Origin of the sequence: Xanthobacter aminoxidans, assembly GCF_023571765.1 — a bacterium.
GTDB lineage: Bacteria > Pseudomonadota > Alphaproteobacteria > Rhizobiales > Xanthobacteraceae > Xanthobacter > Xanthobacter aminoxidans.
This window is the reverse complement of record NZ_JAMJXC010000002.1, coordinates 142,411-161,393: the sequence shown is the minus strand read 5'-3', so window position 1 is coordinate 161,393 and position 18,983 is coordinate 142,411. Positions and strand designations below refer to the sequence as shown.

Genomic DNA, 18,983 nt, shown 5'->3' with positions numbered 1-18,983 from the left:
GTTGTGCCTCATCTCATGGCCGCCAGCACCTCGGTGAGGCGCTCGGCGGAATCGGCGATGTCCTCGCGGGCGGCGCAGGCGACTTCCGGCACCTCGCTCACCTCGATGGTGTCGAGGATGAGCATGTCCTGCGAATTGTAGAAGCGCACCCGCCAGACGTGCCGCGTGCCCGTCGCGTCGATGCGGCAATTGCCGTAGCCGCGCGAGAGCACGGTGGTCGCGCCGGGGCCGAGGCGCGCGTCCAGCATGGCGAGGTCTTCCGGCGTGTGCGGCAGCAGCGAGAGGTTTATGACGTGGGCGCCATCGCCGGGCTGGCGGTTGCGGGCGCGGTCGTCGATCTCCACCAGCAGGGCCGGGGCGTTGAAGATGCCGGGGGCGGGCACATCGAGGCCGGACAGGTCGATGCCTGCACCGCCACCGAACGCGCGAACCACGGCGCCGCGCGGGAAGGCGCCGATCTCGATGCGGTCGCTGCCCGCCGCGCCGCGCAGGCGCCACACGCCGGCGAAAGTCGCCTCCTGAATTTCCATGGGGCGCACATCGCCCCGGCCTTCCACCTTCACCGCCACCTCACCCTCGCCCATGGCCTCGTCCACCAGAGCGAGGTTGGCGGCGTCGAGATGGGCGAGATCGATGATGCGGCTCTCGCCCGGCTGCCAGCTTTCCAGCGCGGCGATCACCTGTTCCAGCACGGTGAAGGCGGGGGCGTAGCGGTCCTTGTCCTCCACCTCGATGAGGTGCGCCTCGAAGGTGCGCATGCCGGAGGGCATCTGGAGATAGGCGAGGCCCTCGTCCTCGGTGGACTGGCTGCCGGGGCCGAAGCCGACGGGGGGCTGTGTGGCGAAGGGGGACGAAGACATTTGGGGGCAGCCTTCAGTGGGTGGCGGCGGAGGGGGCGGCGAGCAGCACGCGGAGCTTGTCGAGATATTCGTCCCAGTCGCGCATGCGGGCGATGGCGCCCACCGGCTGGCCGGCGCGCAGCACCACGATGGCCGGAAGCGCGAGGCTCATGGTGTCGCGCAGCGCGGTCTCCGCCTTGGGGCCGGCGATGGCGATGCCGATGGCCTCAGACCCGCCCAGCGCTTTCACCAGTTCGGGCAGCACCACGGCGATATCCGGGCTCTCCAGATGCGCCTTGCCGTGGGAGGGCAGGAACAGGAGATGGTCGCGCGCATCGAGATGGGCGGCATCCTCCAGCGTCTCGACGGAGGGCCAGGCGCCGGCCTCGCTGAGGCGGCGGACGAGGGGGTGGAGATCGGGAGCGGCGACCGGGGGCATCAGGCTTCCTTTCGGCCGGCGGCATAGGCCGCGGCGAGATGGGGCGGCAGGACCGGCTCGCGGTCCACGAGATCGGCGAAGGCGCGGTCGATGAGGGCGGTGTCGGCCTCCCCAGCCATGATGGCGGCGACGCCGGAGAGAGCTTCGGTGATGAGGCGGGCCTCCTCCGCATCGAGCCGGCGGCGGGCGGTGCCCTGGAAGACGAGGACGTGATCGCCCACGCCGGCCTCGGGCACGAGGGAGAGATCGACCTGCTCCTCCCGCCCGTCGGCCGCGCAGAGCGCGTAGGGGCCTTCGAGGCGTTCGATGCGCATGGGCAGGCCGAGGCACATGGCTAGGCGTCTCCTCGCACGAGCACGCGGGCATCGCCGATGCGGCAGGCCTCCTCGGCGCTGGGGCGCTCGGTCTCATAGGGATCGCGGGCGACGGCGGCGGTGACGAGAGAGCCTTCTCCGGCGCGGGGCTCCGGCACGATGCCGAACTCGTCCTTGAGGATGGCAAGCACCTTGCGCGCGGCGGGCTCGATCTGCGCGGCGACGGTCTGGGTGAGGCCGCCGCCGTAATCGTCCAGCACCTCCGGCTGCACGCCCACCAGCACGATGCGGCCGGGGGTGTGGCCGCGCAGAGCGAGCAGGCCGAGGATTTCCTGGAAGCCGGTCTGGTGCAGGCTCACCTTGCGGGCGGCGAGCACGGCGGGCACGTCGGCGTCGGCGCGGATGTGGAGGGTGCCCGGCGGAGAGCCGAAATCCACCGCGTCCACGATGACGACGCCTTCGGCTTCTTCGAGATAGGGCAGGAGGTAGAGGCCCTGCGTGCCGCCATCGAGCAGCGTCACGGGCTCCGGGAAGGTGTAGGCGCGGTCCAGGGTTTCCAGAACCCGCACGCCGAAGCCTTCGTCGGCCCACAAGATGTTGCCGATGCCGAGCACCAGAATGCGCGCGCAAATCCGTTCGCCGTCCATGCGACGCCGCCCTCCCTGCGATGGCCTCCCACGACGGTCTGCCGCCGTCTGATTTCGAGTTCGTCTAAATCAAGGACCGTGCCAACCCGGCTGGAAGCCGGCCAACCGGTTGATTCGGATCAACAGTGGGCAGAGAGGGAGGGGCGGGGTTGCCGACCGACATTGAAAGGAGTGTGATCGATCTGGCTCGAAAATGGAATTCTGATTTCCATATTCCGCCATCCGGGATCGGTTTTCGCCGGTCCGGGCGCGTGCCCACCTGCGACGATCGTTAGCAGGTGCAGCGCGAAGTGGAATGCGCCGCACCATGCGCTGCGGCCGTCCTGCGCCGGCCCCCGGCCCACGAAAAAGGGCGCAGCCGAAGCCGCGCCCTCTTCTCGTCCACTCCCGCCCTCTGCCCCCGCAGAGGCTGCCGCTCAGTCCGGATCGTCGTCCCGGAAGGTGCGGTGGCCGTTGGTGATGGCGGAGACCATGGACTGGCGGGACATGATGTCCTCGCGGATCACCGAATAGACGTGGATGATGATGAACACGATGATCACCCACATGCCGAGGTGATGCAGCGTGTGCACCTGCATGGAGCCGCCCAGCAGCGGGATGACCCAGCCGAACAGATTCGCCTGCCACGAGCCGAGCCCCGTACCCTCGGAATAGAGGGCGAAGCCGGTGAGGATCATGAAGGCGAGGCCCAGCACCATCACGAAGAACAGGAACACCTGCGCCAGCGGATTGTGCCCCACGAACTTCAGCGGGCGCGGCTTGAGGAAGGCATACCACTGCACCTCGGTGAAGAAGCCCTTCCAGAAGCTCTTCCGCCAGAAGGGGAAGGTGAACAGCTCCCGCGAGTACTTGTTGCCGAAGAAGGCCCAGATGATCCGCCCCAGGAACCCCACGGCGAGGATGTAGCCCGCCGAGAAGTGCACGAAGCGGATGGTGCCCATCAGGTAATGGGAGCTCGGCTCGCCCGAGAGGGTGGGGAAGGGCGAGCCGATGAGATAGCCGGTGACGCACAGGACCAGGATGGACAGCGCGTTCACCCAGTGCCACAGGCGCACCGGCGCCTCGTAGACATAGACGGTGGTCAGCTTCTTTCCACCGGCGATCGCCTGCGCGACCGGGGTGGTGGGCGCCGCCGGAGGGGCGGCCCCGGAGAGAGAGGTATCCGTCATCGCGGCCTCCCCTCAGCGCACGGTGACGCGCGCCAGCTCAGCCCCGTCGTCGGACATGACGTGGGTGGAGCAGGCGAGGCACGGGTCGAAGGAGTGGAGGGTGCGCAGGATCTCCACCGGCTCCTCGGGGCGCTGCATGGGCGTGTTCATGAGGGAGGCCTCGAACGCGCCGATATTGCCCTTGGGATCGCGCGGCCCGCCGTTCCAGGTGGTGGGCACCACGCACTGGTAGTTCTCGATCCGCCCGTCCTTGATCTTGATCCAGTGGCCGAGACCGCCGCGCGGCGCCGCGACGGTGCCGACGCCCTTGGCCTCCTTGGGCCAGGTGGCGGGGTCCCACTTCTCCATGTTGGCGGTGGAGGTGTCGCCGGCCTTGATGTTGGCGATGAGGTGGTCGAAGTCGTCCAGCATCATCTTGGCGCAGTAATGCGCCTCGAGCGCCCGGGCGAGGGTGCGGCCGATGGTGGTCGGCAGCGCCTGCTTGGCCGTGAGGTTGGTGCCGGCGAGCGTGTTGAACGTGCCGAGCGCCTCGTCCACCTGCCCCTTCACGTAGTCGACGCCCTGGGCATAGGCGAGGATGTAGCGGGCCAGCGGGCCCACCTCCACCGCATTGCCCTTCCAGCGCGGCGCCTTGATCCAGGAATACTTGGCGTTCTCGTCGATTTCCTGGATGTCGGTGCGGGTGCCCTTGGCGGCGGGGCCGAGCTTGTACTGCGGGTCGGTCACGCCGTCCCACGGGTGCAGGCCCTTGTCGTTGTTGCCCTCGCCGTAGGTGTACCAGGAGTGCGCCACGAATTCCTGCACCTGCGCGGGGTCGCGGGGGTCGATGGGGTGCACCTCGTTCCAGTTGCCGTTGAGGATGACGCCGCCGGGCAGGCGGTCGGTCTTCTTCTGGCCCTGGATGGCTTCGTAATCGCCGTAGTCCATGACGTTCTGGCCGGAGAGGCCGCCGCCATAGAGCCAGCCTTTATAGAAGGAGGCGATGGCGATCACGTCAGGCACATAGACGTTCTGCGAGAACTCGAAGGCTTCCTGAAGCTTCAGCTTCACGAAGTTCAGCCGCTCCATGTTGAGCGGGGCGCCGGCGGCCATGTCGCCGTTCATGTTGATGGCGCAGGGCACGCCGCCCACCAGATAGTTCGGATGCGGGTTCTTGCCGCCGAAGATGGTGTGGACCTTCACGATCTCCTTCTGGAAGTCGAGCGCCTCCAGATAGTGCGTCACCGCCAGCAGATCCGCTTCCGGCGGCAGCAGATAGGCCGGGTTGTCCCAATAGCCGTTCTTGAAGATGCCGAGCTGTCCGCTCTCCACGAACTTCTTCAGCCGGTTCTGCACGTCGCGGAAGTATCCCGGCGATGACTTGGAATGCGCGGAGATGGACTGCTGGAGCACCGAAGTCGCCTTCGGGTCCGCCTTGAGCGCATTCACCGGGTTCACCCAGTCCAGCGCGTGCAGGTGGTAGAAGTGGACGACGTGGTCGTGCCACTGCAGCACCTTGGCCATGATCTCGCGGATCAGGAAGGCGTTGTTGGGGATCTTGATCTGGAGCGCATCCTCCACCGCGCGCACGCTGGTGAGCGCGTGGCAGCCGGTGCACACGCCGCAGATGCGTTCCACGAAGGCCCAGGCGTCGCGCGGGTCGCGGCCCTTGAGGATCACTTCCAGCCCACGCCACATGGTGCCGGTGGAGACCGCGTTGCGGATGATGTTGTTGGAATCCACATTCACTTCGCAGCGCATGTGGCCTTCGATGCGGGTGACCGGATCGACAACGATGCGCTTGCCTGAAGTGTCGAGGGAAAAGCCGTTCGGCGTCTGGATGGTCACTTCTCGCCTCCCTCGGTCTTGGTCGCGCCGTCGGTGTTCTTGTGCTGGGCGCGCTTCAGCGCGCTGACCGCCGCATGGACCGCGACGCCCGCGCCCACCGCGCCGGCGGCGACGAGGCCCACCTGATCGGCATTGGCCTCAATGCCGAAGCCGGAGTTCTTGAGGTCCGCGAGGCGCGCGTACCACGAGCCTTTGTCCCAGAAGCCGTCTTCCGAGCAGCCGATGCAGCCGTGTCCGGCCTGGATGGGGAAGGACACGCCATCATTCCAGCGCACGGTGGAGCAGGCGTTGTAGGTGGTGGGGCCCTTGCAGCCCACCTTGTAGAGGCAATAGCCCTTGCGCGCGCCCTCGTCGTCGAAGCTCTCGACGTACTGGCCGGCGTCGAAGTGCGGCCGGCGATAGCATTTGTCGTGGATGCGCTGGGAATAGAACATCAGCGGCCGGCCCTGCCGGTCGAGCGCGGGGAGCTGGTCGAAGGTGAGCATGTAGGTGATGACGCCGGTCATCACCTCGGCGATGGGCGGGCAGCCCGGCACCTTGATGATGGGCTTGTCGAAGATCACCTCGTGCACCGGCGTGGCGCGGGTGGGGTTGGGGCGCGCGGCCTGCACGCAGCCATAAGAGGCGCAGGAGCCCCAGGAGATGATGGCTTTCGCGTCCTTCGCCACCTTCTTCAACTGGTCCACGAAGGGCTTGCCGCCGATGATGCAATACATGCCATCCTCGTTCAGCGGCGGGTTGCCCTCCACCGCGAGGATGTAGTTGCCCTTGTACTTGGTCATCACCTCGTCGAGGATCGCTTCCGCCTGATGGCCGGCGGAGGCCATGAGGGTGTCGTCATAGTCGAGCGAGATCATCGACAGCACCACATCCTTCACCAGAGGATGCGCCGAGCGGATGAAGCTCTCCGAGCAGCAGGTGCATTCCAGCCCATGCAGCCACAGCACCGGGGTGCGCGGCTTGGTTTCCATGGCCTGCGCGATCTGCGGCGCGAACTCCGGCCCGAGGCCGAGGGCCGCCGCCGTGAGCGAGCAGTATTTCAGGAACGAACGGCGGGTGATGCCCTGCCGCCGCATGACCTCATAGAACGTCTCGAGGGCCATAAAGGCGTCCCCCCTTGGCTGACTTGTCCTCCCCGCCGGCGTCGAGGCCGGGGGATTGGAACCGTTTCAGCAAGGCGTGTGCCAGAGGGGGAGTGTGTGGGATTTCAGGGGGTTGGGTGCGGCGGCGCGGCGGAGGGGGTGGATGGGGGGTGAGCGGTTTGAGGGGTGGGGTGGAAAGGGGGTTATCGGGACGTGGTTTATGTTGGTGAGAATCGAAGGCAGCCAACAACCGATCAGCGTTCGATTCCGAAAAATCAATCGACCTTATACTCATGCGAAAAAAGCGCATGCGATCTTTTTATCACCATCAAGAATGTTAGAATGAAATGACTGTAAAAAAATATCGAAATTGCTGCAGTTATACTATTGTTAATATCCAGAGAGTAAAATACTAAGAATGCGGCCAATGCGATGCAGCTTAAAGCTGTCAGATAAGATATATTGGAATTCAGTTCAGTCAGTATGATTCTTTTGCTTTCGCGTTTTTCGCGCATCCGTTCTTCATCTCTATCATTTTCTTCGTGTTTCCATTGGCGTTGATAGATGGAGAATATCGCTACTTGTATATTTAGCAAAAGAGCCAAAAATATTCCATAAAATGTTATCGATAAATTGTAATAATCGGACTTCATTGTGATCGAGAAATAAAAAGAGACTAATGATAATACTGTAGGAATACCATAAAATAGTAAAAAATCAAACAAACTTCTACTGTTTGATCCGTAATTATAAAACGTATTTATGTGGTCTCTAAATATAATGTATATATTTATTTTCATCTCTTGGCTCCATAAAGTGATTTGTATATGGAGTCGAGAATTGATTTTGTTTCATTTTTCATCGAATCAAATGTCGGGTGGCCATTTAGGCCTCTTTTTACCTGTCCAGTTAAATCTATAACGCCCGCATCGCCGTGGGCGCCAAATAATCCAATCTTTCTCAATTTATTTCCGACTCGAATTTCGGCATATGCCTCTGAAAATTCAACGCCATCATAAATAAGCGCACTCTCGTCAGATTTCTTAAAGCGAGAATAGACATCTGATAGGGCGCCAAGGCTGCTTTTTCTTTTTGCTGATATTGAAATCTCAAAATCGACAAGGCTCGTCCCGTCTGTCTCTATGTATGTATCAGTAACATCGTTTCCAGCATTTCTCTTTATAAGCTTTATGTTTTTGACAGGAGCTGCATTATATACAGATCCCTTCGAGTCGCTGGGAAGTAGTTTTTTGAACGTGAGTATATTGTTTGTTTTCCTTTCAAAGTCTTCTTGTATATCAGAAAATAAAATATTTATACAAGAGCGCCCCTGAAAAGATTGGAAGGCTGCAAGCGCGGTTCGATTGTCGCTAGATGTCCAAAATTCAAAATAAAGTGGTATTTCTTCCACATCGGTCACAGATCTTTTATATTTTTTGGCTTTTGTTTTTCCATCAACAAAATTGCTTTCAAAACCAAAGGTTCCATAATGTATATATCCTCGGCAGCATCCAGGCTTAGTTTCCTCCATCTTTTCGAAATACCAGCTTCGTTCGGCTGAGTCTTTCTTGTTTTGTGTTTTGTTCTGATTAACGAAAGAGGCTATGTAAGAGGGGACGTCGATGCCTGACTTTTTATCGACTAGAGGCAATGGAGTAGCGTCCCTGCGGGGATGAGCCCCGATCTTATAAACTCTGAGCCCAATTGCGCTGACCATAATGCCGCCCTGATAAGCAGGTTCGATTCAGGGTTGGAATAATTGCTCGGATGCAACCTGCCTGCAAGGCCTCCCCCTTGCATCCCACCCCTCCCCCTGCCATATAGCGCGTGGGAGGTTGGCGGTGGACGAGCCACTCGCCAACCGGGTCAGGTCCGGAAGGAAGCAGCCCCAACGAGCCCGGTCTCGGGTCTTCGTCCAGCCTCCCACCCCTTGCATCGACAGCATCGACTGGCGCGCGGCCTCCCCGGCCGTCGCGCCCGTGCGCGTTTCTGCTTCCGCAGGCACAAAAAAACCGCCGCCCTCCGGGGGAGAGCGGCGGCGGCTCGGGGCAGAGCGGGCAGGGGGATCAGACGAGGCTGAGCTTCACGTCGATATTGTTGCGGGTGGCGTTGGAATAGGGGCACACCTCGTGCGCCTTGGCGATGAGCGCCTCGCCCTCCGCGCGGTCCACGCCGGGCAGGGCCACCGCCAGCGCGATCTCCAGGCCGAAGCCGCCTTCCGAGCGCGGGCCGATGCCCACGGTGGCGGTGACGGTCGCATCCGCCGGCACCTTGGCGGTGCCGCCCTGCGAGGCCACGAACTTCATGGCGCCGAGGAAGCAGGCCGCATAGCCGGTGGCGAACAGCTGCTCGGGGTTCACACCCTCGCCGCCGGGGCCGCCCAGCTCCTTCGGGGTGACGAGCTTCACTTCGAGATTGCCGTCCAGCGTACCGGAGCGGCCATCGCGGCCACCGGTGGCGCGGGCGGAGGTGGAGTAGAGGACGGTGACGGGCATGGGGCTCTCCTGCGGGTTATTAACTTGTGAGCGATTAAATCGTGTACGATCTAAATAGCCGAGCCGATGGCGGCCGTCAAGCGGTTGCGATTCTATCGTGCGCGATTTATTTGAGGAGGAGGCCCGAGGCCCCGCCATGTCCGAACCAACGCCCGAACTGACACCTGAACTGACACCCCAGCTGACACCTGCTGAACCCGGGCTGATCCCGGTGGAAAACATGGTGTGTTTCGCCTTTTATGCCGCGAACCACGCCTTCAACAGGGTCTACCAGCCCCTGCTGGACGCCCTCGGCCTCACCTATCCGCAATACCTCGCGCTGGTGAGCCTGTGGACCGAGGACGACCGCACCGTCGGCAGCCTCGGCACCGCGCTGGGGCTGGAATCCAGCACCCTCACGCCTTTGCTGAAGCGGCTGGAAGCCCTCGGCCACGTCTCCCGCCGCCGCGACGGAGCCGACGAACGGGTGGTGCGGGTGAAGCTCACCCCCCAGGGCAAGGCGTTGCAGGACAAGGCCCGCCACATCCCCGCCTGCATCCTCGCCGCCACCGGCCTGAACCTCGAGGACGTGGTCCGCCTCCAGCGCGAGGTCACGGCGCTGCGCGAGACGCTGGAGAAGGCCGCAAAGGCCTGAGGCGGCTTCATTTTCGCGCTTGTATACGGTACACCGGATGCGGAAACGCCAGAACATCCGGGAGGCCGCCATGCTCGATCCCCATCTCGCCGGCCACATCACCTTCGCCCCCGCCGCGCCGGACCTGCCGCCCCTCGCCCCCGGCCATCACACCCTCGGCCTTTCAGCGGAGCGCGACGCCCTCCTGGTGGTGCCGGAGGGGCTGGAGCCGGGCGTCCCGGTGCCGCTGATGGTGCTGTTCCACGGCGGCGGCGGCAGCGCGCAGAAGATCCTGCCCATGATGGAGCAGCACGCCCTCACCCACCGCTTCCTGCTGCTGGTGCCGCAATCGGTCTTCCCCACCTGGGACATCGTGATCGCCGGCAACGGCCCGGACCGCGAGCGGCTGGAGACGGCGCTTGCTTTGGTCGCCCGGCATTTCGAGATCGACCGCACCCGAATCTGCTTCGCCGGCCATTCGGACGGCGGCAGCTACACCCTCTCGCTGGGCCTCACCAACGGCCATTTCGTCACCCACCTCATCGTCTCCTCGGCGGGCTTCATGTCCGTCCAGCGCCAGAGCGGGGCGCCGCGCGTGTTCATCTCCCACGGGGTGAATGACGAGCAGATCCCGGTGGAGCGCTCCGGCCGGACCCATGCGGCCCTGCTCAAGGAAGCGGGCTACGACGTGACCTATATGGAATATAGCGGCCCCCATGCCTGGCAGCCGCCGGTGGTGGGCCTCGCCGTCGCCTTCTTCCTCGCACCTGTACCCGCCGGCGCCACCCCGTGAGCCGGCTTTGATCCAGCCGCTGGACAAGCCCCCTACGAAGTGATGAGGTTCCCCAAAACAGATCAAGAACGGGCGGTTTCCGGTTTGGGGAGGCCGGACGGGGGACATGCTTCAGGCTTCGGTCGTCATCTTCGTGGCTCTGGCCTATATCGGCCTGCTGTTCGCCATCGCGAGCTATGGCGACCGGCTGCGCCCCGGCGCGGGCCGCACGCCGCGGCCGATGATCTATTCCCTGTCGCTGGCGGTCTACTGCACTTCCTGGACCTTCTTCGGCTCGGTGGGCCTCGCCACCACCCAGGGCTTCGACTTCCTCACCATCTATCTCGGCCCCATCATCCTGATGACGGTGGGCGCGCCCCTCTTCCTGCGCGTGGTGCGGCTGGCCAAGGCCAACAACATCACCTCCATCGCCGACTTCATCGCCGCCCGCTACGGCAAGAACCAGGGTATCGCGGCGCTGGTGGCCATCGTCGCCATCATCGCCGCCATCCCCTACATCTCGCTGCAGCTGAAGGCGGTCTCCGCCTCGCTGGTGGCGCTGCTGGGGCATTTCGCGGGCGAGCATGGGCGCGGCACGCTGGTGGGCGATCTCGCGCTGTTCGTCGCCTGCGCCATGGCGGCGTTCGCCATCCTGTTCGGCACCCGCCACACCGACGCCACCGAGCACCAGAACGGGCTGATGCTGGCCATCGCCACGGAATCGCTGGTGAAGCTCGCGGCCTTCCTGGGTGTCGGCCTGCTCGTCACCTTCGTCATCTTCGACGGTCCATTCTCCCTGTTCTACGCAGCGCGGGAGGCGAACGCCGTGGCGCCGTTCGAGCGCGGGCTGTCGCTGGAGAACTGGCTCACCATGACCATCCTGTCCGGCGGCGCCTTCATGCTGATGCCGCGGCAGTTCCATGTGGCCGTGGTGGAGAACAAGGGCGAGAGCGAGATCCGCCGCGCCCGCTGGCTGTTCCCGCTCTATCTCGTGCTCATCAACCTGTTCGTGGTGCCGCTGGCGCTGGCGGGGATGACGCTGTTTCCGCTCAATCTGGTGGACAGCGACGTCTATGTGCTCGCCGTGCCGCTCGCCGCCGGCTTCGACAGCCTTGCCCTCCTCGCCTTCGTCGGCGGCCTCTCGGCGGCCACCGCGATGGTCATCGTGGAGTGCGTGGCCATCGCCATCATGGTCTCCAACGACCTGGTGATCCCGCTGTTGCTGCGCCGTCGCGCCGCCAGATCGGCGGACCTGCCAGAGGGCGAGCCCCGCGAGGACATGACCGGCCTGCTGCTGATGGTGCGGCGCATCTCCATCTTCGCCATCGTCCTGCTCGCCTATCTCTATTACCGCACCACCGGCGAGGTGCAGCTGGCGCAGATCGGCTTGCTCTCCTTCGCCGCCATCGCGCAGGTGGGGCCGGCCTTCGCCGCCGGGCTGCTCTGGCAGCGCGCCACCGCCGCCGGGGCCATCGCGGGCATCGTGGTGGGCGGGATCACCTGGGCCTATACGCTGATGCTGCCGAGCCTCGCCGAGGCGGGGCTCATCTCCGCCGGCGTGCTGCAGAACGGCCCGTTCGGCATCTCCCTGCTGCGCCCCACGGCGCTGCTCGGCCTCACCGCCGGACCGCTCGCCCATGGCGTCGCCTGGAGCCTCGGGCTGAACACGCTGGCGCTGGTCATCGTCTCCTTCCTGACCCGGCCCTCGCAGATCGAGCGCACGCAGGCGCGCCTGTTCGCGGGGACGGGCGATCGGCCGCCAGCGCGCCCCGCCTTCCTGCGTTGGCGCTCCTCCGTCTCCCTCGGAGAGCTGATGGCGACGGTGGAACGCTATCTCGGCGCCGAGCGCGCCCGTGCCGCCTTCGACAGCTACGCCCGCCAGCACGGCTTCGCGCTCGACACCCACCGTGAGGCGGACGCGGGCATGGTGCGCCACGCCGAGCATCTGCTCGCCTCGGCGGTGGGCGCGGCTTCCTCCCGTCTCGTGCTGTCGCTGCTGCTGCGCAAGCGGGCGGTCTCCACCAAGGCGGCCCTGAAGCTGCTGGACGACGCCTCCGCCGCCATCCAGTACAATCGCGAGCTGCTGCAGAGCGCCATCGACCATGTGCGGCAGGGCATCGCCGTGTTCGACCGCGACCTGCGCCTCGTGTGCTGGAATCGCCAGTTCGGCCAGATGCTCGACCTGCCCGGCGAGTGCTACGCGGTGGGCGTGCCGCTCACCGACATCCTCGCCGCCGCACCGGCCGACGAGGACAGCGTCGACATCGCCCGCCGCGTCACGCGCTATGTGAGCCCCGACCCGGATTTCTCCGAGCGCCTGCACCAGCGCGGCGCCGTGATCGAGGCCCGCTCCGACCCCATGCCGGACGGCGGCATCGCCGTGACCTTCACCGACATCACCGCGAGCGTGGAGGCCGCGCTCGCCCTGGAGCGCGCCAACGAGACGCTGGAGCGGCGGGTGCGCGAGCGCACCGAGGAACTGGAGCGCCTCAACGGCGCGCTGGAGATCGCCAAGGCCGAGGCGGACGAGGCCAACCTCTCCAAGACGCGTTTCCTCGCCGCCGCCAGCCACGACATCCTCCAGCCGCTCAACGCCGCCCGGCTCTACGCCACCAGCATGGTGGAGCGGGCCAAGGGATCGGAGGAGGAGCGCCTCGCCGGCAATATCGACGCCTCGCTGGAATCGGTGGAGGAGATCCTCGGCGCGCTGCTCGACATCTCCCGCCTCGACAGCGGCGTCATGCGCCCGGAATTCTCCGCCTTCCGCATCGCCGACGTGCTGAAGCCGCTGGAGACGGAATTTGCCCCGCTGGCGCGGGAGAAGAACCTCGAACTCACCTTCCTGCCCTGCACGCTGGCCGTGCGCTCCGACCGTCGGCTGCTGCGCCGCCTGCTGCAGAACCTCGTCTCCAACGCGGTGAAATACACCCAGCGCGGCCGCATCCTCGTCGGCTGCCGGCGGGTGGGGGGCAAGCTGCGGGTGGAGGTCTACGACACCGGCGTCGGCATTCCGCGCGCCAAGCACAAGCTGGTGTTCCAGGAGTTCCAGCGCCTCGATCAGGGGGCGAAGGCCGCGCGCGGCCTCGGCCTCGGCCTGTCCATCGTCGAGCGTATCGCCCGCGTGCTGGAACATCCGGTGGCGATCCGCTCTACCCCCGGCAAGGGCTCGGCCTTCACGGTGGAGCTGCCGGTGGCCGTCTCCATGCCGGAGGAGCGCGAGGCAGCGCCCAGCCCCGCCCGACGCGGCGCGCAGCTCGACGGCCTGACCATCCTCGCCATCGACAACGAGCCGACCATCCTCGAGGGCATGCAGATGCTGCTCAGCGGATGGGGGTGCGACGTCATCACCGCCGCCGACGCGCAGGGGGCCATCGAGGCGGTGCGCCACCGTCGCAAGAAGCCCGACGTGGCCCTCGTGGACTACCATCTCGACGGCGGCCACGGCATCGAGGCGATCATGTCGCTGAGGTGGAAACTGGGGAAAATACCCGCCGTCCTCATCACCGCCGACCGCTCCAAGAAGGTGCGCGACGCGGCCCGCGCGGCGGACATGGAGATCCTCAACAAGCCGCTGAAGCCCGCGGCGCTCCGGGCGATCCTCGCCCACTGGCGCATCGCCCGCGCCGCCGCCGAATAGTCTTTCGCCGGCTTCCAGCGTGCCCTTTGCGCCACGGCGCCCGCGCTTCGCGATTAAGCCCTCGTTCATCCCCATGAACGCCCAATAAACGCCGCCTTCAGCCAGCGTTATGGGGGCGTGCCATAGAAGCACGCCTCCGCGGCATGGAAGTGTTAACAGCTCGTTAAGATTTGTAACACTTCCACGCTTAACTCGACGCGCGAATACTTTTGGAGCGTGGCTATGACGATCACGATCAACGTTCCCGTCTTCCCGCTGCGGAAAGAGATCGACGCCCGCAAGCGCCGTCTCCGCTTCCCCCTGAGCTTCTCCTCGCGCGGCTCGAAGGCCGCGGATGAGACGCCGGCCAATTCCCGCTACACCGAGGCTGGACTCGAATTCGACGTGACCGGCATCGCCCGGCACCCCCGCGGCCCGAAGGGCAACTGACGCTCGCAGCCGACCCCACAGGGCCGGTCCGGCTGCGACGCCGGCTTTATGGCGCCGTGCAGCATCATCCGATAAGGTCGCGCCCGAACGGCAACAGCGCGCGGCCAGAAACAAGATGACGGACTTCAATTCCGCCCCGGCAACAGGCGAAGAGACACGCGGCACGGCGGATACCCATTTTGGCTATCGCACGGTGCCCCTCGCCGAGAAGCAGGCGCTGGTGGACGATGTGTTCCACAAGGTGGCGCGGCGCTACGACATCATGAACGACCTCATGTCCGGTGGTCTGCACCGGGCGTGGAAGGATGCGCTGGTGTCCAAGGTGCGCCCGCCGCAGGGCGCGCGACCCTTCCACCTGCTCGACCTCGCCGGCGGCACCGGCGACGTGTCCTTCCGTGTGGTGGAGGCCGGCGGGCCGGGCACGGACGCTATCGTCGCCGACATCAACACCGACATGCTGGCTGTGGGCCGTGAGCGCGCGCAGAAGCGCGGCCTTGCCGATCGCGTCGCCTTCGAGGAGGCGAATGCCGAGGCGCTGCCCTTCCCGGACATGAGCTTCGATGCCGTGACCATCGCCTTCGGCATCCGCAACGTGCCGCGTATCGACCTTGCCCTCAAGGAGATGCGCCGCGTGCTGAAGCCGGGCGGGCGGGCCTTCGTGCTGGAATTCTCCAAGGTCGACGTGCCGCTGCTGGACAAGGTCTATGACGCCTTCTCCTTCCGCGTGATCCCCGAGATCGGCAAGCGCGTGGCGGGGGATGCGGAGCCCTACCAGTATCTCGTCGAATCCATCCGCCGCTTCCCCACCGCGGAAGCGTTCGCGGGCATGATGCGGGAGGCGGGGTTCGCCCGCGTCACCTTCACCCGCATGACCGGGGGCGTGGTGGCCCTGCACTCGGGCTTCCGCATCTGATGGCGGTGCCCTGCGGCCGGAGGCTTCGGCCATGATCTTCCTTCTCGTCGCCGATGCCTGGCGCCTCGCCCGGGCCGGCTATGTGCTCGCCCGCGAAGGCGTGCTCTCGCTCGTCTCGCCGGCCGCCGCGCCGCCGCTGGCGCGCCCGCTGCTCGATATCGCCAAGCTGATCGCCCGCAAGGATGCCGGCGACCGGCGACAGCGCTTCTCGGCCGCGCTGTCGCGGCTCGGCCCCTCCTACGTGAAGCTCGGCCAGTTCCTCGCCACACGGCCGGACGTGGTGGGCGCCTCGGTGGCGCGCGATCTCGAGGTGCTGCAGGACCGCATGCCGCCGTTCGGGCAGGCCGTGGCGGAGGCGACCGTCGCCGACACGTTCGAGCGGCCGGTGAAGGACGTCTTCGCCGTGTTCGGCCCGGCCGTCGCCGCCGCTTCCATCGCCGAGGTTCACAAGGCGGAAGTGATCGAGCCGGACGGTGCGCGCCGCGAGGTGGCGGTGAAGGTGCTGCGGCCGGGTGTCAGCCGCCGCTTCGCTTCCGACATGGGCACCTTCCGCCGCATCGCCGCCTTCGCCGAGCACAATTTCGCCGAGGCCCGCCGCCTGCGGCTGGAGACGGTGGTGGACACGCTGGCCCGCTCCGTCTCCATGGAGATGGACCTGCGCCTGGAAGCCGCCGCCTATGCGGAGCTGGCCGAGAACACGCAGGACGACCCGGAAGTCCATGTCCCGCGCGTGGACTGGGACCGCTCCGGCCGCGAGGTGCTGACCACCGAGTGGATCGACGGCATCAAGCTCTCCGACAAGGAGGCCATCATCGCCGCCGGGCATGATCCCAAGGAGATCGCCCGCATCGTCATGCAGACCTTCCTGCGGCAGGCCATGCGCGACGGTTTCTTCCATGCCGACATGCATCCGGGAAACCTGTTCGTGGATGCGCAGGGCCGCCTCGTGGTGGTGGATTGCGGCATCATGGGCCGGCTCGGCGTGAAGGAGCGGCGCTTCCTCGCGGAAATCCTCTACGGCTTCATCACCCGCAACTGGCGCCGCACGGCGGAAGTGCATTTCGAGGCCGGCTACGTGCCCTTCCACCATTCGGTGGACGACTTCGCCCTCGCCATCCGCGCCATCGGCGAGCCGATCCACTCGCGCACCGCCGACCAGATTTCCATGGCGCGCCTGCTGGCGCTGCTGCTGGAGGTGACGGCCCTGTTCGACATGCAGACCCGGCCGGAACTGCTGCTTCTCCAGAAGACCATGGTGGTGGTGGAGGGCGTCGCCCGCTCGCTCGATCCGCAGCTCGACATGTGGCGCACCGCAAAGCCGGTGGTGGAAGACTGGATCGCCGGCAATCTCGGCCCCGTCGGCCAGTTGAAGCGCGCCGGCTCCGGCCTCGGCGAGATGGGCCATTTCGCCGCGACCCTACCCGGCCTCCTCACCCGCACCGCCCGCGTGGTGGAGCAACTGGACGAGGCGACGCGCGACGGCATCCGTCTCTCGCCCTCCTCGCTGGAAGGCATCGGCCGCGCCGAGGCGAAGCGCGCCTTCTGGGGCAATCTGGCCCTGTGGGTGATTGCCGCGGCGCTGCTCGGCATCTGGTTCGGCTGACGGGGATACCGACAGCCTGCCTTTGCGGGATGTGAATTCCTGCGTTTCGTGTCGTTCTTTCCGGACGTTCCGGAAACCGCGAATTCTTCCCGGAGACGGGGCAGCTTCTGCGCCGTCTTGAGAACAACTCGCATATTTTTCGCGTATTGCTTTGTCCTTCAAGCAAAACTAAGTCAGGCCCCAAGACGGCTCCGGTCCCGTTCAAGCATGCAGTCCAACGGCTGCTTGCGCAGGGTCAGGAGCCCCGGACCGGCGCACCGCCCCTCGGCGGGCCGACGTCCACGGGTCAGCAAAGAAGGACTTCTCAAATGGCGAACACGACGGCCGAGCTCGACGCGCTGCTGATGCAGCGCTCGCTGACGGACGCGGAGCTTCTGGCGGCGGCAGACGCCTCCGCCGACTTCCGCATCCTCCCCGATGCCACCGTCATCAAGATCGGCGGCCAGAGCGTGATCGATCGTGGCCGCGCCGCGCTCTATCCCCTCGTGGACGAGATCGTCGCCGCCCGCGCCAAGCACAAGCTCTTGATCGGCACCGGCGCCGGCACCCGCGCGCGCCATCTCTATTCCATCGCCGCCGGCCTCAATTTGCCGGCCGGCGTGCTGTCCCAGCTCGGCGCCTCGGTGGCGGACCAGAACGCCGCCATGCTCGGCCAGCTCCTCGCCAAGCACGGCATCTCCATGGTGGACGGCGCCGGCATGTCGGCCGTGCCGCTCTATCTGGAGCAGGTGAACGGCGTGGTGTTCTCGGGCATGCCGCCCTACGGCCTGTGGACCCGCCCGGCCCCGGTCGGCGTCATCCCGCCCTATCGCACGGACGCGGGCTGCTTCCTCCTCGCGGAGCAGTTCGGCTGCAAGGCCATGATCTATGTGAAGGACGAGAACGGCCTCTTCACCGCCAACCCGAAGACGGACAAGTCCGCCACCTTCATCCCGAAGATCTCGGTGGACGAGATGCTCTCGCGCGGCCTTGCCGACTCCATCCTCGAATTCCCCATGCTCGACCTGTTGAAGAAGGCGCGCCATGTGCGCGAGGTCCAGGTGGTCAACGGGCTCGTGCCCGGCAACCTCACCCGCGCCCTCGCCGGCGAGCACGTCGGCACCATCATCACCGCGAGCTGAGAGGCACGATCATGACTGAAGCTTCGACCATCAAGCACGTCGCCTCGCCGCTCGCGAGCCAGACCCTCCTCGACGGCGCGCTGACCCGGCCTGTGGCCGGCGTGCGTCCCATCCGCCTCCTGCCCTGGCTGCAGGTGGTGAAGATCGGCGGCCGGTCCATCATGGACAAGGGCGCCGCGGCGATCCTTCCCATCGTGGAGGAGATCCGCAAGGTGCTGCCCGAGCATCGCCTGCTGATCCTCACCGGCGCCGGGGTGCGCGCCCGCCACCTCTACGGCGTCGGCCTCGACCTCGGCCTGCCGGTGGGCTCGCTCGCCCCGCTCGCCGCCACCGAGGCCGGCCAGAACGGCCACATTCTCGCCTCGCTGCTGGCGCCGGAGGGGGTCTCCTACATCGAGCACCCGACCATCGCGAGCCAGCTCGCCATCCACCTCACGGCCACCCGCGCGGTGGTGGGCAGCGCGTTCCCGCCCTATCACCATCACGAGTTCCCGGGCAGCCGCCTCCCGGTCCACCGGGCCGACACCGGCGCCTTCCTGCTCGCTGATGCGCTGGGCGCGGCCGGCCTCACCATCGTCGAGGACGTGGACGGCGTCTTCACCGCCGATCCCAACGGCGCGGACGGGGCCAAGGCCGAGCTGATCCCCGAGACGAGCTATGCCGAGCTCGCCAAGGCCAACGGCCCGGCGACGCTGCCCTTCGACCGCGCGCTGGTCGAGGTGATGGCCACCGCACGCCACATCGAGCGGGTTCAGGTGGTGAACGGCCTCGTGCCCGGCCGCCTCACCGCCGCCTTGCGCGGCGAGCACGTGGGCACGCTGGTCCACACGGCCGCCCGGCAGGGCTGACCTTCCCGTTCGGCCCCCGGCGGGACGATGGCCCGACACCGACCCTGCGCGGCCCCGGCTGCGTGGGGTTTTTTGCGTCCGCAAACCGAGACGGATGGCCATTTTGACCCTGCCGCCGGACGTCGGGATGGACATTTTGTCCAGATCGGATGCGCCTGCTCCTATCAAGTCATTGAAAACCTGAATGTCTCCCCGTTGGCCCCGCCCTTGCTGAGGGAGCAGGGCCACGCGCGGC

At 65.8% G+C, this 18,983-nt stretch carries 17 protein-coding genes and 1 other RNA gene; 9 read left to right on the top strand and 9 right to left on the bottom strand.

Features of this window, described 5'->3' with window-relative positions:
• Window positions 1-8: 8 nt before the first annotated feature.
• From EJ105_RS03500 to EJ105_RS03465, 8 genes are all read right to left on the bottom strand, one after another.
• The gene (locus tag EJ105_RS03500; RefSeq protein WP_250165317.1) at window positions 9-860 is read right to left on the bottom strand and encodes a hydrogenase expression/formation protein; all 852 of its coding nucleotides are present in this window, start codon (window positions 858-860) and stop codon (window positions 9-11) included.
• 13 nt (window positions 861-873) lie between these two features.
• On the bottom strand, window positions 874-1,278 hold the full coding sequence (locus EJ105_RS03495) for a thioredoxin domain-containing protein (RefSeq protein ID WP_250165316.1): 405 nt from the start codon (window positions 1,276-1,278) through the stop codon (window positions 874-876).
• On the bottom strand, window positions 1,278-1,610 hold the full coding sequence (locus EJ105_RS03490; protein ID WP_250165315.1) for a HypC/HybG/HupF family hydrogenase formation chaperone: 333 nt from the start codon (window positions 1,608-1,610) through the stop codon (window positions 1,278-1,280). The genes EJ105_RS03495 and EJ105_RS03490 overlap by 1 nt, the downstream gene beginning before the upstream one ends.
• A gap of 2 nt (window positions 1,611-1,612) precedes the next feature.
• Window positions 1,613-2,239 carry a HyaD/HybD family hydrogenase maturation endopeptidase gene (locus EJ105_RS03485; protein WP_250165314.1) on the bottom strand — a complete coding sequence of 209 codons (627 nt, stop codon included), beginning with the start codon at window positions 2,237-2,239 and terminating at the stop codon, window positions 1,613-1,615.
• A 416-nt stretch (window positions 2,240-2,655) separates the two neighbouring features.
• Complete coding sequence (cybH, locus tag EJ105_RS03480; protein ID WP_029556066.1) at window positions 2,656-3,408, bottom strand: Ni/Fe-hydrogenase, b-type cytochrome subunit; 753 nt, start codon at window positions 3,406-3,408, stop codon at window positions 2,656-2,658.
• A gap of 12 nt (window positions 3,409-3,420) precedes the next feature.
• On the bottom strand, window positions 3,421-5,235 hold the full coding sequence (locus EJ105_RS03475; RefSeq protein WP_029556065.1) for a nickel-dependent hydrogenase large subunit: 1,815 nt from the start codon (window positions 5,233-5,235) through the stop codon (window positions 3,421-3,423).
• Window positions 5,232-6,338 (bottom strand): hydrogenase small subunit, encoded by a 1,107-nt coding sequence (locus tag EJ105_RS03470; RefSeq protein ID WP_250165313.1) that lies wholly within the window; start codon window positions 6,336-6,338, stop codon window positions 5,232-5,234. The genes EJ105_RS03475 and EJ105_RS03470 overlap by 4 nt, the downstream gene beginning before the upstream one ends.
• 775 nt (window positions 6,339-7,113) lie before the next feature.
• A complete protein-coding gene (locus tag EJ105_RS03465) occupies window positions 7,114-8,034 on the bottom strand; it encodes a hypothetical protein (protein ID WP_250165312.1) in 921 nt (306 codons plus the stop codon).
• Window positions 8,035-8,146: 112 nt separating this feature from the next.
• On the opposite strand from EJ105_RS03465, the gene ffs reads away from it, so the two are divergent.
• An RNA gene (gene ffs / locus EJ105_RS03460) (signal recognition particle sRNA small type) lies at window positions 8,147-8,245 on the top strand.
• A gap of 138 nt (window positions 8,246-8,383) precedes the next feature.
• On the opposite strand, the gene EJ105_RS03455 is transcribed toward ffs, so the two are convergent.
• On the bottom strand, window positions 8,384-8,812 hold the full coding sequence (locus tag EJ105_RS03455) for an organic hydroperoxide resistance protein (protein WP_250165311.1): 429 nt from the start codon (window positions 8,810-8,812) through the stop codon (window positions 8,384-8,386).
• 136 nt (window positions 8,813-8,948) lie between these two features.
• Between EJ105_RS03455 and EJ105_RS03450 the strand changes: the two genes are divergently transcribed.
• The 8 genes from EJ105_RS03450 to EJ105_RS03415 all read left to right on the top strand — a co-directional run bounded on the left by EJ105_RS03450 (window position 8,949) and on the right by EJ105_RS03415 (window position 18,748).
• Entirely contained in the window at window positions 8,949-9,446 is a 498-nt protein-coding gene (locus EJ105_RS03450) for a MarR family winged helix-turn-helix transcriptional regulator (RefSeq protein WP_394041540.1), read from the top strand.
• Window positions 9,447-9,516: 70 nt separating this feature from the next.
• Window positions 9,517-10,218, top strand: coding sequence for an alpha/beta hydrolase (locus EJ105_RS03445; protein ID WP_250165310.1), 702 nt, complete (start codon window positions 9,517-9,519; stop codon window positions 10,216-10,218).
• 106 nt (window positions 10,219-10,324) lie between these two features.
• Window positions 10,325-13,834: a PAS domain-containing hybrid sensor histidine kinase/response regulator gene (locus tag EJ105_RS03440; RefSeq protein WP_250165309.1), complete on the top strand. Its 3,510-nt coding sequence runs from the start codon at window positions 10,325-10,327 to the stop codon at window positions 13,832-13,834.
• 222 nt (window positions 13,835-14,056) lie between these two features.
• Entirely contained in the window at window positions 14,057-14,263 is a 207-nt protein-coding gene (locus tag EJ105_RS03435) for a hypothetical protein (RefSeq protein WP_250165308.1), read from the top strand.
• A gap of 115 nt (window positions 14,264-14,378) precedes the next feature.
• Window positions 14,379-15,176 (top strand): bifunctional demethylmenaquinone methyltransferase/2-methoxy-6-polyprenyl-1,4-benzoquinol methylase UbiE, encoded by a 798-nt coding sequence (ubiE, locus tag EJ105_RS03430; RefSeq protein WP_024276833.1) that lies wholly within the window; start codon window positions 14,379-14,381, stop codon window positions 15,174-15,176.
• 31 nt (window positions 15,177-15,207) lie between these two features.
• Window positions 15,208-16,779 (top strand): 2-polyprenylphenol 6-hydroxylase, encoded by a 1,572-nt coding sequence (ubiB, locus tag EJ105_RS03425; protein WP_250165307.1) that lies wholly within the window; start codon window positions 15,208-15,210, stop codon window positions 16,777-16,779.
• Window positions 16,780-17,087: 308 nt separating this feature from the next.
• On the top strand, window positions 17,088-17,900 hold the full coding sequence (locus EJ105_RS03420; protein WP_250165306.1) for an amino acid kinase family protein: 813 nt from the start codon (window positions 17,088-17,090) through the stop codon (window positions 17,898-17,900).
• Between the two features lie 11 nt (window positions 17,901-17,911).
• Entirely contained in the window at window positions 17,912-18,748 is an 837-nt protein-coding gene (locus EJ105_RS03415; RefSeq protein ID WP_024276836.1) for an amino acid kinase family protein, read from the top strand.
• Window positions 18,749-18,983: the final 235 nt, after the last annotated feature.